The 14,426-nt window shown below is 45.0% G+C and carries 16 protein-coding genes and 1 pseudogene; 4 read left to right on the forward strand and 13 right to left on the reverse strand.

The features are described from left to right. Positions 1–2 precede the first annotated feature (2 nt). Positions 3–1,102, reverse strand: a pseudogene (locus Dia5BBH33_RS10145) (IS3 family transposase). A gap of 265 nt (positions 1,103–1,367) precedes the next feature. Here Dia5BBH33_RS10145 and Dia5BBH33_RS10150 point away from each other — a divergent pair. From Dia5BBH33_RS10150 to Dia5BBH33_RS10160, 3 genes are all read left to right on the forward strand, one after another. After that, complete coding sequence (locus tag Dia5BBH33_RS10150; RefSeq protein WP_198419610.1) at positions 1,368–1,622, forward strand: transposase; 255 nt, start codon at positions 1,368–1,370, stop codon at positions 1,620–1,622. An 8-nt stretch (positions 1,623–1,630) separates the two neighbouring features. Continuing rightward, positions 1,631–2,533: an IS3 family transposase gene (locus Dia5BBH33_RS10155; RefSeq protein ID WP_232518129.1), complete on the forward strand. Its 903-nt coding sequence runs from the start codon at positions 1,631–1,633 to the stop codon at positions 2,531–2,533. 160 nt (positions 2,534–2,693) lie between these two features. Further along, positions 2,694–3,170, forward strand: a complete 477-nt coding sequence (locus Dia5BBH33_RS10160; protein ID WP_232518130.1) for an HdeD family acid-resistance protein — start codon at positions 2,694–2,696, stop codon at positions 3,168–3,170. Positions 3,171–3,530: 360 nt separating this feature from the next. Here Dia5BBH33_RS10160 and Dia5BBH33_RS10165 read toward each other — a convergent pair whose 3' ends face one another. Both Dia5BBH33_RS10165 and Dia5BBH33_RS10170 read right to left on the reverse strand, forming a co-directional pair. Further along, complete coding sequence (locus tag Dia5BBH33_RS10165) at positions 3,531–3,644, reverse strand: Hsp20 family protein (protein ID WP_198419611.1); 114 nt, start codon at positions 3,642–3,644, stop codon at positions 3,531–3,533. A 48-nt stretch (positions 3,645–3,692) separates the two neighbouring features. Next, positions 3,693–4,745 (reverse strand): IS30 family transposase, encoded by a 1,053-nt coding sequence (locus Dia5BBH33_RS10170; protein ID WP_144269275.1) that lies wholly within the window; start codon positions 4,743–4,745, stop codon positions 3,693–3,695. Between the two features lie 382 nt (positions 4,746–5,127). Here Dia5BBH33_RS10170 and Dia5BBH33_RS10175 point away from each other — a divergent pair, with 382 nt between their 5' ends. Then, positions 5,128–6,165 carry a restriction endonuclease gene (locus Dia5BBH33_RS10175; protein WP_108850336.1) on the forward strand — a complete coding sequence of 346 codons (1,038 nt, stop codon included), beginning with the start codon at positions 5,128–5,130 and terminating at the stop codon, positions 6,163–6,165. Between the two features lie 73 nt (positions 6,166–6,238). Here the strand turns inward: Dia5BBH33_RS10175 and Dia5BBH33_RS10180 are convergent, their stop codons facing one another. The 10 genes from Dia5BBH33_RS10180 to Dia5BBH33_RS10225 all read right to left on the reverse strand — a co-directional run bounded on the left by Dia5BBH33_RS10180 (position 6,239) and on the right by Dia5BBH33_RS10225 (position 14,394). After that, positions 6,239–7,804 (reverse strand): recombinase family protein, encoded by a 1,566-nt coding sequence (locus Dia5BBH33_RS10180; protein WP_144269276.1) that lies wholly within the window; start codon positions 7,802–7,804, stop codon positions 6,239–6,241. Further along, the gene (locus Dia5BBH33_RS10185; protein ID WP_072061803.1) at positions 7,737–8,222 is read right to left on the reverse strand and encodes a serine integrase family protein; all 486 of its coding nucleotides are present in this window, start codon (positions 8,220–8,222) and stop codon (positions 7,737–7,739) included. Before Dia5BBH33_RS10185 ends, Dia5BBH33_RS10180 begins: the two co-directional genes overlap by 68 nt. Positions 8,223–8,225: 3 nt before the next feature. After that, positions 8,226–9,785, reverse strand: coding sequence for a recombinase family protein (locus Dia5BBH33_RS10190; protein ID WP_144269277.1), 1,560 nt, complete (start codon positions 9,783–9,785; stop codon positions 8,226–8,228). A gap of 51 nt (positions 9,786–9,836) precedes the next feature. Next, the gene (locus Dia5BBH33_RS10195) at positions 9,837–10,040 is read right to left on the reverse strand and encodes an SHOCT domain-containing protein (protein WP_144269278.1); all 204 of its coding nucleotides are present in this window, start codon (positions 10,038–10,040) and stop codon (positions 9,837–9,839) included. Between the two features lie 164 nt (positions 10,041–10,204). After that, positions 10,205–10,591, reverse strand: a complete 387-nt coding sequence (locus Dia5BBH33_RS10200) for a phage holin family protein (RefSeq protein ID WP_443872502.1) — start codon at positions 10,589–10,591, stop codon at positions 10,205–10,207. A gap of 5 nt (positions 10,592–10,596) precedes the next feature. After that, positions 10,597–10,914: a phage head closure protein gene (locus Dia5BBH33_RS10205; protein ID WP_144269280.1), complete on the reverse strand. Its 318-nt coding sequence runs from the start codon at positions 10,912–10,914 to the stop codon at positions 10,597–10,599. Continuing rightward, a complete protein-coding gene (locus tag Dia5BBH33_RS10210) occupies positions 10,914–11,189 on the reverse strand; it encodes a head-tail connector protein (protein ID WP_022382094.1) in 276 nt (91 codons plus the stop codon). Before Dia5BBH33_RS10210 ends, Dia5BBH33_RS10205 begins: the two co-directional genes overlap by 1 nt. An 18-nt stretch (positions 11,190–11,207) precedes the next feature. Next, a complete protein-coding gene (locus tag Dia5BBH33_RS10215; RefSeq protein WP_144269281.1) occupies positions 11,208–12,404 on the reverse strand; it encodes a phage major capsid protein in 1,197 nt (398 codons plus the stop codon). A gap of 14 nt (positions 12,405–12,418) precedes the next feature. Further along, positions 12,419–13,138, reverse strand: coding sequence for a head maturation protease, ClpP-related (locus Dia5BBH33_RS10220; protein ID WP_144269282.1), 720 nt, complete (start codon positions 13,136–13,138; stop codon positions 12,419–12,421). Next, entirely contained in the window at positions 13,135–14,394 is a 1,260-nt protein-coding gene (locus Dia5BBH33_RS10225; RefSeq protein WP_144269283.1) for a phage portal protein, read from the reverse strand. The genes Dia5BBH33_RS10220 and Dia5BBH33_RS10225 overlap by 4 nt, the downstream gene beginning before the upstream one ends. Between the last annotated feature and the right edge of the window lie 32 nt (positions 14,395–14,426).

The raw sequence follows: 14,426 nt of genomic DNA on the forward strand, positions 1-14,426 counted from the left end.
TGTCATGCTGCAGCTTTGGCTGCGTCTTCATACTCTTGCGGCGTCATATAATTAATGCTGCCGTGAATCCTTTTCCGGTTATACCAGGATTCAATGTATTCAAAGATTGCTTTGCCGGCAATCTTGAAATCATAATATCTGTTATGGTTAATCTCTTCCTTTTTTAGAATGGAATGGAAAGACTCAATGCAGGCATTATCATAAGGATTTCCTTTGCGGCTGTAAGAATGAATGATATTTCTTCTTACAAGCTCATCTTCAAATATTTGGCTAGTGTACTGGGTTCCAAGATCACTGTGCAAGATTATTCCTGTTGTATCTTTGACATTGAGGCAGGCGTTCGCAACAGCTTTTACCGCTAATTCAGCAGTCATCCGTTTTGCATATGCATAGCCGATGATCTTTTTGCTGGCCAAGTCCATTACGGATGCCAGATATGTCCAGCCGTCATTAACTGTATGGATATATGTTATGTCCGTACACCATTTCTTATTGATTACCGTAGTTTTAAAATCTCTGTTCAGCAAGTTGTCATGTTCTTCAATCAAACATTTAGAGGAATAATGCCTGTACTTCTTTACTACTATTGACCTTAATCCCAGCACTGCCATATGCCTTTGGACACGCTTTAAACTGGCATGTATGCCATGAGAAGCTAATACTCTTTGTATTTTTGGAGCGCCGTAGCGCTTCTTGTTTTCCTCGAATACATTTTTAATTGTTTCTCTGAGCTTCTCTTTATTCGTTTTTCTGGCAGATGGTCTAGGGCATAAGTACTTGTAATAAGTGCTTCGCGCAAATTTAATTACTTTGCATATGCGCTTCACAGTATACTGGGATTTATATTTATTGATAAAAGCAACTATTTCTCCTAGCGTTTTCTTGCAAATATGGCTGTAGCTTTTTTTAATATTTCGTTCTCCATTTCCAGCTCGGCAATACGTTTTTTCATTTTCTCATATTCTTTCGAAGTTACTTCTTCATTACCGAGTACTTTAACTGGGGAGATCTCTTTTATCCATTTATAAATTGTTACTGCTGATACGCCATATTCACTGCTAAGATAGCTTACGCTGCTGCCAGATTGTTAAAGATCAACCATTTGCTTTTTGAATTCATCCGTAAATCTTATTCCATTCTTGGACAAGGTTTAACACGCCCTTTCTAAATTGATTTTAGCCTGTTAAACTTTTCGTGTCCATTCTTATATACTAGTACCAAGGCTAATAATTTCATTGATGTTAGCATGTAAATAGTACAAGCCAAAATGAGAAATTCCTAAATATCAAAAACATGGTAAAATAAACAGATACAATTAATGGAGGTTTTCATTATGGCAAAACATTATGACAAGCAATTCAAACTAGATGCAGTCCAATATTTATTTCCTTGATCACAAAGACCTTGGACTTCAAGGTTGTGCATCAAATCTGGGTATAAGCCAGCAGACCCTTTCTCGATGGAAAAAAGAGCTGCAAGAGACTAGCGATATTGAATGCAGTGGTTCAGGCAACTTCTCTTCTGATGAAGAAAAAGAAATTGCAAAATTAAAGCGAGAGCTTCGTGACACACAGGATGCACTTGATGTATTAAAAAAAGCCATCAGCATTTTGGGAAAATAACAGAAGCCATTTATCTTGAGGTTTCTGCAAAGACAGAAACAGCTAACCAGGAAAAACGCCGGGTTTCTGTCTCTGGGATGCTGAGAATATTAGGCGTTTCACGCTCTGGTTATAGGGCATGGCTTAAACATGTACCTTCTGATATGCAAGAACGTAAGGAGGCTGTGAAAGTTAGAATCCAAGACATCTACGATGATTCAAAACAAAACTATGGAGCCCCTAAAATTGCCAAAGAACTGCAAAAAAATGGTGAGGTTATCGCTGAGCGTACAGTTGGCAAATATATGAAAGAAATGGGTATCAAAGCTCAGTGGATCAAACCCTGGACTGTGACAACCAAAGACTCCGATTTCAGTAACAAGCTTCATAATCTATTGGATCAGCGGTTCAACCCCGACAGACCCAATGCTGTTTGGTGCAGTGACATCACCTATATCTGGACAAGAGAAGGGTTTGTCTATCTAACCAGCATAATGGATTTATTTTCCAGAAAAATCATTGCCTGGACGCTTTCCAAAACAATGGAAGTATCTTCGGTAATTGATACAATAAACAAAGCTAAAGCAAGGCGTTCAACTGATTTACCACTGATTCTTCATAGCGATAGAGGGAGTCAGTATGTTTCTAGAGAATATAAAAAGGCGACTGAAAAAATGCAACTGAGTTATTCAAAAAAAGCTTTCCCATGGGACAACGCATGTATTGAATCCTTCCACTCTCTGTTAAAGAGAGAATGGATCAACAGGTTCAAAATTAGAGACTATCAACAGGCAAACCGCCTTGTTTTTGAATATATCGAGGCTTTTTACAATACAAAGAGAATTCACGGTTACTGCGGATATATGTCACCCAATGATTTTGAATCTTTATATGAAAAAACAAAAGATAGCAGATTACAATTAGCCGGCTAATTTGAGGACTTTTTTCTCATTTTAATTTGTACTAAATCTTGACATAGGACCACTAGTATGTTTAAATAAATAGTGAAGATGATTATAGAATTTAGAAAGGAGTCTTGTTCTGATTACGAAAAATGAGAATGGATTTGGTTGGGGGAGTCTGCTGTTGGCAGTGCTGTTCTTTATTGCCGGATGGACCGCCCTCAACAATCCGCTGACCACTTTGATTGCTATGGGGCTTATGTTTGGGATGATTGCCATCGTACAGGGGGTTTCAGCCCTGATGTACTACTTTGAGCTGAAAAAGGTGCTGCCCGGTAATCCTTGGTACTTGATCCTGATTGGCGTATTGGACTTGCTGGTTGGCCTTTATCTGGTGTTCAATCCGGCTGTCAGTGTGACGTTCCTGCCGATGTTGTTTGTGACTTGGTTCCTCATCGACTCCATCATGAACATTTTCCTGGCCTTCCGCTTGAAGGATAGCCAGAGGAGCTGGTTCTGGGTGCGACTCACCTTGGGCATCCTGGGGGTCGTGATCGGGTTTGCCTTGGCGGGGAACTTGTTAGCCGCCATCATTTCCGTCACCTACTTGATCGCGTTCTACTTCTTCACCGGCGCCATCATCAAGCTGATTGACGCGTTTGTCTAGTTGGCTTCTTCGGCTCTTTGTCAAATAGGACTGATAACTCAATTATGGTCCGTATCAAAAGAAACTTTTTATAAAATTAAAATCAATACAATCTGGCGAAGAACTGTCTCAGATTAGGGTATTAACAAATAAAATCGATGAGCTTAATCAAAAATTTAATGATATATCAAAACAAAATAAAGAGTTTGAGAAAAGAGTATTTGCTGCTTTCCCCAATATAACGTCAAAATTACATAAAGAAACACTAATTAATTTAAAAGCAGTAAATAAAATGAACACAAACAAGAAGAATAAAAAAAGCAATTGATAGTATAAAAAATAAAGCACATGGGTGAATAGCCCGATGTGCTTTATTTTGCCTTATTCAACATCAATTGTAATGCTGTTGTTTGGCTTTTCTTCTTTAGGAACTACAACTTTAAGTAAACCATTTTCCAGTTTTGCTTTAATACCATCTGGCTTGGCATCTTCCAAATAAATTGAACCCGAATTGCAATAATAAGTTGAACACCCGGCGAACCTTTATGCAGTAAGTGCTGCAAGCATTTCTTCCCTAAAGCACTCCTCGGGTGTCTTATAGCCGAGTATTTTTCTTGGCAGGGTGTTGGCCCAGCACTCTACTCTGGAAATGTGTTCCACTGGGTAATCCTGGATTTTCTTCCCTTTGGGAAGAAATCGACGGAATAAGCCGTTGTGATTCTCATTCGTACCTTTGTCGCTGGAGCAGTACGGATGCGCATAATAGATCCGTGTGTGACTTAGTTTCTCTAGCTCCGACAGGCTAGAAAACTCACTGCCATTGTCTGTCGTAATGCTGAGGAACACTCGGCTGAAACAGCCGCGGAACATTCCATCCTTCAATTTTCTGAAGGCTGCTATTACAGAGGCACTTTCCTTGTTGGGCAGTTTTCTGATGAGGGAACAGCGTGTCTTGCGCTCAACCAGAGTCAGCAGTACTTCGTCCTTTGAGCGAGATCCCAGTACAAGGTCACACTCCCAATGCCCGAAATCCTGACGCTCATCCACAGAAGGATCGCGCTCATCTATACTGCGGCCGAACTTCTTCTTACGCTCACGAACCCGCTTCCTGGCGTTTTTTCGCTTGACGCGCAAGGGCAGGTCAATACTCTTGATTTTTCCTAGGAGCCCCAGCGTGACATAGTTGTACAGGGTTTTCGTACAGACCATCTCGCCACGTTGAAATTCTCCCGTAATCAGTGCCCTGCCAAAGCAGGCATCGAGCGACCAGTGATGTTCCTGAAGTCTCTTCTGCACATAGTCGAGGAATGCTCCCTTTGCTATGGCGTCGCATTTGCGACCACAGTTTTCGCGATGCGCCTCATAGGTGCTTTGCCCGTCTGCTGCGCGATAGCGTTCCACCTTGCCGTTATAGCAAAGAACCTTGCCACGCTTCACCTCGTTGCGTACCGTATTGACACAGCACCCAATCTCACGGGCTATGCTCCGATACGATTGCTTGTCGCGGAGACGCGTTTGGATAATGACTCGTTCCTCAAAAGTTAAATGAGCCCCTTTTTTGCGTAACGTATCCGTGGTAAAATGATTTTGATCCATAGCGATTCTCCTTTGTGGTTGTGTTTTTTGTGCAACTACATTTTACCACAAGGGTTCGCTATGGATTTTTAAGTGTTCAACTTAATTATACAATCCGCCGAAATATATGTTATTGAGATAGGGCTGACAAAACTGCTAAACAATCAATTTGAATAATAAATATATTTGCTACTTATAATGTATATATTTCTATGTATCTCGGAAGTAATCCGGAACCTATAGATGAACAAAAACGGATCGCGAGTATGTTAAAGAGAGAAAATAGAACTATGAATATAAAATTTTTTGACGCTGCAAGCAAAAATTGCTGGTGTAATTTTTAGGTTTATAATATTTATTTATTCATATTCATGTATTTCTTGTAATAGGAGATGCATATAAAATGCCGAAATACTACGTTTTTAGAATCAATTATGAAGAGTCATGGCAGCCACTTGTTAGATCCGCTATTGATAAAGGTGAACTTCGTCAAGGATGGGGAATGCAGCAGGGAACAGACAGCTTGAGGGTTGATCAAGATGAATCTGCGTTTTTGAAAGCATGGGATAAAATATGGCCAGGTAGTGAGATATCGTATTGTAAACGAAAATATAGTTCACTTAGCAAAATGTTGGATTTTAACAATGGTGATATTATTGTTGTCCCTAAAGCACCAGATTGGCGACAATTTTTAATCCTTACTGTAAATGGATCATATCGGTTTGATGATGATTTAAATTCTAAATTTAACAATGGTGATGATTTCCGCCATATTATTCCTGTGGAATATAAAAAAACTGTTGGTTATGACTATTCTGATGATAGCCGGAAAATAGTCAAAAAATTTGGTGCTTATCGATCTCCAATCAACAGTGTATATGATAAAAAATTTCAAAATGCAATTAATACGTTATTGCAAGATTCTAATAAGAATTTAACAACATCCCAAGATGAACTAGCAGCATTAGGGTTGGAGGATTCTCAACCCTTTAAAGACTTAAAAAAATGGATTCCCAATACAATTAATAATTGGGGAGCAGATAAATTAGAAAAGTTAATTCAATCGTTGTTCGAAAAAAATGGTTTTACACTCATCAAAAGAAATCGGCATAATAACAAAGGTGGCGATATTGATTTAGTGTTTGCTATGCCATCTGTTCCACTTTTAGATGGTATTTTAGAAGATACACCTTTTCCTCAAGTCTGGATTCAAGCTAAAAACAAACGAGGCCATGATGCTAATGCAATAGATGGAATTAAACAACTGATAGAACAGAAAAGGACTGATAATTTATCAGCTATTTGCATATTGATTAATACAACAGACTGTTTTGACAAGGAAGCCAAAATGATGGCTGAATCACATGATATTATTCTTATTAATGGGACACAGTTTGCAAGATTGATTTTAAAATATGGTATTGAAGATTGTCTTGCTTGAGCAATTTGATTAATACTTTTGTGAGCAATCTTATGTTTAAAATTTTATAGGGAACATTTTGTTATGTTTATGATTATTTCTCCACATCCACTGTCACACCCGATTTGAATTCTACGGTACAGCTATCCTCAAACACCGTAATGGTTTTAATTAGCTGCCGGACGAGGTAATCATCAAACTGGGTGATGGCAGTGGATGTTGTTTTTAGGAATGTAGCCATATTTTCTATACGGCTGCGGATTTCATCCTGATTGGCATTTTTCGCCAGCGCTTGCTGTTTTTGTTCGCGCAGGTGGTAGATTTCTTCGGCAACATCGTCGTAGCCAGCCTTGGAACTTGCTAACTTTACAAGCTGTGTTTGCAGTTCTTCCAATCGGGTATCGATAGTTGCCAGCGTTTCATCATTGTTATGGCTGAGAACGGTTTCGATATTATGCTGCAGCATGGCAAGAAAATCCTTCTTTCCGCATAGCACCTGATTGATGGCTGTTAGACAGACCTGCTCGAGTGCAAATTCAGATATGGTGCGGGCATCGCATTTACCTGTATGGTCTACTCGATTGACACAGCGCCAGACGATGGATTTCTTTCCTCGGTTGTTCCAGTGTATCCGGCGGAATATCTCGCCACATTTACCACAGCGTATCCGTTGGGAAAAACAATGGTTGCTGCTGTAGGTCAACTTCCTCCCGTTTTTCAAGTGAATAGAACTTCGCCGTACCATTTCTTCCTGCACCTGCAGAAATATGTCGCGGGGGATAATGGCCTCATGGTTATCTTTTACATAATACTGTGGCATGATGCCAGTATTCTTGACGCGCTTTTTGGTAAGGAAATCCACCGTATAGGTTTTTTGCAAGAGGGCATCACCCATATATTTTTCATTTTGCAAAATCTGTCTGATATTACTGTCTCGCCATTTGGTGTGACCAGCACCGTTTTTTAACCCGTCCGCTGTCAGGTTGCGGGCGATTTTTAGCATACTGGCACCTTCAAGGTATTCCCGGTAAATGCGTTTTACGATTTCTGCTTCCTCCGGAACTATGACCATGTGTTTATTTTCATCCTTGGCATAACCGAGAAAATGATTGCAGTTGATTTGTACTTCACCCCGTTGGTAGCGGTACTGCAGGCCCAGCTTCACATTCTGGCTTAGGGATTGGCTTTCTTGCTGGGCTAGGGATGCCATAATAGTAAGCAGCACCTCGCCTTTAGAGTCCATCGTATTAATATTTTCCTTCTCAAAAAAGACGGGAATGTGCTTGTCCTTTAACTGCCGGATGTATTTTAGGCAGTCCAGCGTGTTGCGGGCAAATCGACTGATGGATTTGGTAATAATCATATCAATCGTACCTGCCATGCAATCTTCGATCATGCGATTAAATTCATCCCGCTTTTTGGTATTGGTACCGGATATCCTATCATCAGCGTAGATCCCGGCTAATTTCCAGTCTGGATGATTGTGGATGTAGGTGGTGTAGTGCTCAATTTGTGTTTCATAACTGGTGGCCTGCTCGTCGCTGTCGGTAGAAACCCGGCAATAAGCAGCCACACGGCATTTTGGCTTTTCTTCAGTATGGCTTCGGTGTAGATAGGTTCGTGCCGGAATGATCGTGACATTCCGCGTCTGTAATTCCATATATGGATTCCTCACTTTCTATTAAACTGTAGGCATATTCAGCTTGCTGAAATGGATCAGTATAGGTTTGCGTTTTTTCTGCAAGGGAGAAGGTGGTGGGGTATAGAACCGGTGACGCTTTTTTAGGTTCCCGGATGCGCCCCAGTTTTTTGGCCCGGCTGGTGATTTCCTTTTGTGCCGCAGTAAACGTATCGGCATCAATAATAGCCGGATAATAATCATCACCGATATAATGCGTCGTTTGCAGGATATGGCGGATACCACTGTGGAAGGCGTGGATCGCTGCCTCTTTCGCAGCCGTAGTCAGTGCAGCCCCGGCAAGATAGGCTTGGAACAGCACTCGTATTTTTTCGGCTTCCTCCACATCCACTATTGCTTTGCCATTTTTAATCCGGTACCCAAACGGTGTATGGCTCATAGCTTACACCAGCCTTTCCCGTAGCGTAATGCCGCATTTTAGCTTAAAGCCGATGTTCGTTCGAGAGTAGACCAGAATTTGTTCTACAAATTGTTGGAATACTGCTTCGTCAAAGCCCGTTAGCATTTTCGCCTTACAAGTATACTGCAGTAATTCTCTCGTTTCATGGACCGTTTTATTATCATCATTCAAAAAATCTACAAGGGAATCTTTTTGGTGCTGCCATTGTTCAGCTTCCTGCAGTAGCTCGTTATTTCCTTTCTGGTACATCGCAGGCTCTAGATATTTTTTTGTCAGCAGGTACGCCAGTGTTTTTTGATGCTCGGCATTTTCCGCCAGCTTTGTGTCTAAATCTTGAATGACGGTGATGCTGTCGTTCGAATGGAGGGTACGCAAACTAGCAAGCAGCGGTTTTAAAACAAAGGCATGACCAAAGATGAGCTTATTCATCATCGTAACAAAGGCATATTCCAGTGCCGTTTCTTTGATGTATTTTAACGAGCATTTTGTGGCATCTGCTACATGGGTGGCGCAGCACCAAGCTATATAGGAATTGCGACCGCCTTGGATCCGCCGCTTGAAGGTAGCACCACATTGATGACATCGAATGACACCAGAAAACGGATAACGGTTCTGGTACTTTTTATTCTGTGGCAGCGCACCTTTTTCTTTGCCACGCTGCCGGATGACCTGCTGGGCCGCTTCAAATATGTCCTTGGTGATGATAGCTTCGTGGTGGTGTTCCACCCGGTATTTATCTTTCTCACCATGGTTATGATGACGATTAAAATGTGAATCGGTATAGGTTTTCTGGAAAATAGCATCCCCAGTGTAATTCTCGTTTTTCAATATGCCGCGAATGGTTGTTGCAGTCCAATGGGTACCGCGTTTAGCCGGAATTTTCTTTGCATTTAATTCCTTGGCAATGGCATCCGTGCCAATACCGGCGAGTGTTTGATCAAACATAGCTTTTACAATTGTAGCTTGCTCCGGCTGCAGCACCAGTTTTCCCTCTATTACATCATACCCATATGGGGCGTAAGCAAGTTTAAAGGTGCCATTTTGGAAACGGCGCTGTATGGACCAGGTGCTGTTTTCGGCAATCGATACCGATTCATTTTCCGCTAGGCCGCTTAGAATCGATAGCATGAGCTCGCTTTCCATCGATCCGGTATTTAGGTTTTCCTTTTCAAAATAAATATAAACGGTAAGCCCCAGTAATTTACGGACCAGTTCCAGACAATCGGTGGTGTTGCGGGCAAATCGGCTGATAGACTTTGTCACAATAAGGTCTATTTTTTTATGCTCGCAATCATCTATCAGGCGGAGTAGGGCCGGACGCTTTTCTTTTTTCGTGCCGGTAATTCCTTCATCATAATAAATACCGGCAAACTCCCAGTCCGGATTTGCTGTAATGTAGCTTTCATAGTGCTTTCGTTGTGTGGCAAGGCTGACTAATTGCTCCTCACTATCAGTGGATACCCGGCAGTAGGCCGCTACCCGCAGCTTATGTTTTGGTGTAGGAAATACAAGCTGGCCTCCGATTTTTGTCACCGTTTTCATGGATTTTCACCTCCTTGTAGTGTGACATAGTACCTCTATATGCCGGATATATCAAGGAATAGAGGGCAATATAGCCGCTAATACCGGTGAAAATGTTTTTCGGTTTACTGCCGTTATTTTGGCAAATTCATTGGTAGAAAGCAGGCCTTTATGGAATAGGGACTGCAGTATGTGTTGGGCACGGATATAATCGACTTCGTGCTGCAGTTGTTCCTGTGATATTGACCTTGCTTCGGGTGTACGGCTGTCGTTCATGGCAAATCATCTCCTTACAGATAGGCCATGAAATAGGGGAAAGTAAACCTATTTTGTTAGCCCTTATATCTGTAGTCGATGAAATAAGCTGCTATTCGAACCCAAGACATAAAAAAAAGACCTGCCAGAGTGATGAAACTCCAGCAGGCCAACGGCATATATTCCTATTTTCGTAGCTGCTTCAATGCTTCCTGCAAGCGGTCCGGTATGGGAAGCCCCATCCGTGCGGCATTTTCCACAATGGAAAGTCCCTCGTTGGACAGATAGAACAAGATGGTGGCAGTCCGCAAGGCGCTGCCGGAACCGAGCATTGTCTCATCCAGCGTATGGGCCACACCGACGAGCACAAAAAGAAGCACCTTCCGGCAGATGCCCATAAAGCCGATCTCACTGGATAGCTGCCGTTCCCGGCAGGCACATAATACACCGGTAACATAATCCAGACAGACGAATGTCAGCAGGGCATAGAGCAGATTGTCAAAGCCGCCGATGAACCATCCCAGCCAGGCACCGATCACCGCACACCCGATTCGTATTTCATTCCATGTCATTCGCATCACCCCGCCAGGGTAGCCTTGATTTCCAGATACTGGTCCCCGTATTTCACATTATCGATAAACTGGATGTTATACTTCTGCCCGCGGAACTTAATGTTCCATTTTTCCGAGATATCCGAGCGGTATCGGATAACAAATGACACATCCTTTTCCAGATGGACGGCTGCGGCAAAAAAATACTCCCCGCCGTGGATATTGGTTACCTTGGCCCAGGTACTGCCCTTGCTGACCAGCGTGGTATCATACCCGCCCTGCCCATCAGAGACATTCTCCTCCACCATAAACTCAATCCGCTGCTTCATTTCCCCGATATCCATCAGAACACCTCATCCCGATAGGAAAACAGCATGGCCCTCATGAGCTTGATCATGGCATCGAAGTCCGCCGTATCCCGGTTCTCATACAGATAAGCCACACCATACAGAATGGCCGTCTTGATGTCCTCCGGCAGTGTCGTGTAGTCGCTCAGCGGATGGCGCAGTACATTTTCTACCGTCGTCGTGGAGGACTGAATCAGACTGTCGATCAAGGCATCCTCTACATCGTTATCAATACGCAGGTATAATTTAGCTTCGTCCCGTGTTACTGCCATGCTGCCACCTTCCTTCTGTTATTTGCTGGCCTGTTTGAGCGTCTTGATGGCTTCCGGTAATACGATCTTGGCATCGACGCGCTGAGAGCCGAGAAAACCGACCTGACCAGTAACCGCGTATAATTCGTTCAAACGCTTAAAGGTGCGGCCCTGCCTGTCGGCAATCCAGTAGTAGGAAAAGTCACCGAACAGCACCGTCTTGGCATCGGCTGCCATCTGCGGCATATACCGGCTGGTGACAACCGGGCAGTTCAGAATCTTATCCGGCACATCGGCGCTGACGGAAGGCTGCCAGATGTACTGGCCCTGTGTATCTTTCAGCTTCCGGATGGCCTTGACAGTGCTTTCATGCAGCAGCAATGTAGCCGACTTGCGGTACGGTTCGCGGAGCGAATAGTACAACTCAATCAAATCGTCAAAGGTAATCGCTGTAGCAGAAGCGGCAGTCGAGCCATCCGAAGCACCGGCAGTATCGACGAGAATGCCGGACGGACGATCCGTTCCGGTGCCGGTGAGGAAGGCTTCTTCTTCGGCATTGCCCAGCCTGCGGGCGAACTCCTGCGCCATGTATCCTTCCAGGTCGAAGGCTGAATCATTCAACAGTTCTTCGGATACCTTGACGAGCGTACCCAGCTTATGCGCCCCGATGGACACCTGGCCGAAGGTGGTGTTGCTTTCGGTGTAGGCGGCTTCTTCATCCGTCCATGCGGCGGTTCCTTCGCTGGCAACGACCGGAATCTTATGGTCGCCGCTTGCAGTCTGGATCACATGGGCAAGGGAGCGCAGCACATTTTCTTCTGCCAGCATCTGGATCAGCGTCCGTTCAAATTCGTCCGGTACCAGGTAGCCGCCCTGAGGATCGGCCCCTTCCTTTAAGGTGTTGCGGATTTCCGCACGGGACTTGCCGCGCATGCTGTCCCAAAAGGCGGGTGCATAGGCGTCGCTGAACCTGCCATGCTTCGTTGTATCCTGCTTGGCAGGCTTGTTCACAATAGCGGTTGAAGTCGGCTTGCTTAATTCGAGATCAATGGCAGCCTGTGTCTTCAGCCGGTCGATTTCCTTGCCCAGTGCCATGACATCGGCTTCCATCTTGTCATAGGTGGCGGCATCCTCGGTGGAAAGCGTATCACCGGCTGCCTGCTTTTCATCCAGGAAGGCCTTGGCCTGCTCCCAGATATTAGCACGTTTTTCCTGCAGTTCTAATAGTTTACTCATATTGGTACCTCCATTTAATGTGTTAAGAGCGACAGCCGCTGCTGCAGCGACGCTACGGATATAGTTGTTTTGTTTGCTGCCGGTGTTGGCTTGGTCTGCTTGGTGATGGCCTTATTGAGTAATGCATTGGTGACCTGCCGCCGAGAAAAAGAATAGCTTCCCATACTGGCAGCATCATGCATTTGTTTGCTATCACTATCAGTCAAAATGCTGTCGGCAAAGCCGAGTTCGATTGCTTTTCCCGCATTCATCCAGGTCTCGGCATCCATTAGATGGGATAGCTGGGTGCGGGAAAGGCCGGTCTTTAATTCATAGGCATTAATAATGGATTCCTTGACCTCGGACAGCATAGAGATGGCCCGTTCCATTTCATCAGTATCACCCATGGCGATCGTGAACGGATTGTGAATCATCATCAGTGCGGTCGGTGCCATATTGACGGTTGTGCCTGCCATGGCAATCACGGAGGCAGCCGAAGCCGCAATCCCGTCGATATTGACATGGACCTGCCCGGCATAATCCATCAGCATGGCATAGATCTGGCTGGCCGCTACGCAGTCACCGCCGGGCGAATTCAGCCACAAGGTGACATTGCCCTGTCCGGATGCCAGCTCGTTTTTAAACAGCTTCGGCGTTATGTCGTCATCAAACCAGCTTTCTTCGGCAATGGTACCGTCAATGGTAAGGATGCGTCCGGTATCGTCATCGGTATTCCAGTTCCAAAACTTCTTCATGGGGTTTTTCCCTCGCTTTCGGTATAAAATTTTCCTGCCTTGTCCAGCGGCAGCATATTACCGTTGACCAGATACGTATCGCCGCCCTGTTCGGCAGGAATGTGATTCATATCCTCAAGCTCCCGGATGTCGTTGGCGGAGAGCCAGCCGTTCTGCCAGCCGTTCTGCCTGCCGATGGCATACCCGTTCATGCGGCTCTGGTAGTCGCCGCGCAGCAGACCGTCCACATTAAACTTCGTAAAGACCTGCGAGCGTTCCGACGGCAGCACCAACTGCTGGTTCATGGCCTGTTCCCAGCGGACGCACCAGGGATTCAAGGTATATTTGACAAATTCCAGCGACTGCTGCTCGATATTGGAGAAGGTGGATTTTTCCAGATCCCCGACCATATGCGGCGGCACCCGGAAGATACGGGCGATCTCGTCAATCTGGAACTTTCGTGTTTCAAGGAACTGCGCCTGATCCGGCGGGATGGATAGCTGCTGGAAGGTCATGCCTTCCTCCAACACGGCTACATTGTGCCGGTTCGTGCCGGAAAATTGGGCATGCCAGCTTTCCCGCAGTTTGACCGGATCTTTCACGATGCCCGGATGTTCTAAGATGCCGCCCGGTGTAGCACCGTTGGCAAAGAATAACGCACCGTACTGCTCGGCTGCCAGCGACATGCCGATGGCGTTCTTGGCCATGGCGATCGGACTATAGCCGATGAGTCCGTCAAACCCAAGCCCCGGAACATGCAGCACCTCATCCTGCGACAGGACAATCTGCTGGCAGCGGTTATCCGCACCGAACTCGTCCGAGTCCTTGGAGTAGGTATAGATAAGCTGACCGTTCGCGGCCCGACTGACATCCATCTTGCTGGGCAGCAGCGGGTACAGTGCAATCGGCTGCCCGGTGCCGTTCCGGATGATCTGTGCGTAGGCATTGCCCCATAACAACAGATGGCTCATGAGCGTTTCCCGGAAGATGAAACTCGTCATCTCCGGATTAGGGGCATCATGAAGCAGGTTGTACAATGGATGGTTGATGGCTTTCTCCTTGCCGCCATCTGGTGTATACCGGTATAGATTAAGTGGCAGTCCGGCAATAGCCTCAGACAGTACTCGGACGCAGGCATAGACCGCCGTTGTCTGCATGGCGGTTCGTTCGGTCACCACGTTTCCGGAGGAGGTCGGGCCGAACAGGAATGTAAAGGCTGTAGACAGGTAGTTCTTCGGCTTGTCGCGCGAACGAAATAGTCCAGATAATATATGCAATGGTATCACCTCCAAAAAAATTGCAAAGAGTA

It is taken from the genome of Dialister hominis, from assembly GCF_007164725.1.
Taxonomy (GTDB): Bacteria; Bacillota; Negativicutes; order Veillonellales; family Dialisteraceae; genus Dialister; species Dialister hominis.

Coding starts and splice junctions, on each gene's coding strand:
- Dia5BBH33_RS10200 (WP_443872502.1), bottom strand. CDS start 10,591: ATGACATGGAATGAAATACGAATCGGGTGTGCGGTGATCGGTGCCTGG.
- Dia5BBH33_RS10180 (WP_144269276.1), bottom strand. CDS start 7,804: ATGGAATTACAGACGCGGAATGTCACGATCATTCCGGCACGAACCTAT.
- Dia5BBH33_RS10195 (WP_144269278.1), bottom strand. CDS start 10,040: ATGAACGACAGCCGTACACCCGAAGCAAGGTCAATATCACAGGAACAA.
- Dia5BBH33_RS10170 (WP_144269275.1), bottom strand. CDS start 4,745: ATGGATCAAAATCATTTTACCACGGATACGTTACGCAAAAAAGGGGCT.
- Dia5BBH33_RS10185 (WP_072061803.1), bottom strand. CDS start 8,222: ATGAGCCATACACCGTTTGGGTACCGGATTAAAAATGGCAAAGCAATA.
- Dia5BBH33_RS10150 (WP_198419610.1), top strand. CDS start 1,368: ATGCAGTCCAATATTTATTTCCTTGATCACAAAGACCTTGGACTTCAA.
- Dia5BBH33_RS10205 (WP_144269280.1), bottom strand. CDS start 10,914: ATGGATATCGGGGAAATGAAGCAGCGGATTGAGTTTATGGTGGAGGAG.
- Dia5BBH33_RS10210 (WP_022382094.1), bottom strand. CDS start 11,189: ATGGCAGTAACACGGGACGAAGCTAAATTATACCTGCGTATTGATAAC.
- Dia5BBH33_RS10215 (WP_144269281.1), bottom strand. CDS start 12,404: ATGAGTAAACTATTAGAACTGCAGGAAAAACGTGCTAATATCTGGGAG.
- Dia5BBH33_RS10190 (WP_144269277.1), bottom strand. CDS start 9,785: ATGAAAACGGTGACAAAAATCGGAGGCCAGCTTGTATTTCCTACACCA.
- Dia5BBH33_RS10220 (WP_144269282.1), bottom strand. CDS start 13,138: ATGAAGAAGTTTTGGAACTGGAATACCGATGACGATACCGGACGCATC.
- Dia5BBH33_RS10175 (WP_108850336.1), top strand. CDS start 5,128: ATGCCGAAATACTACGTTTTTAGAATCAATTATGAAGAGTCATGGCAG.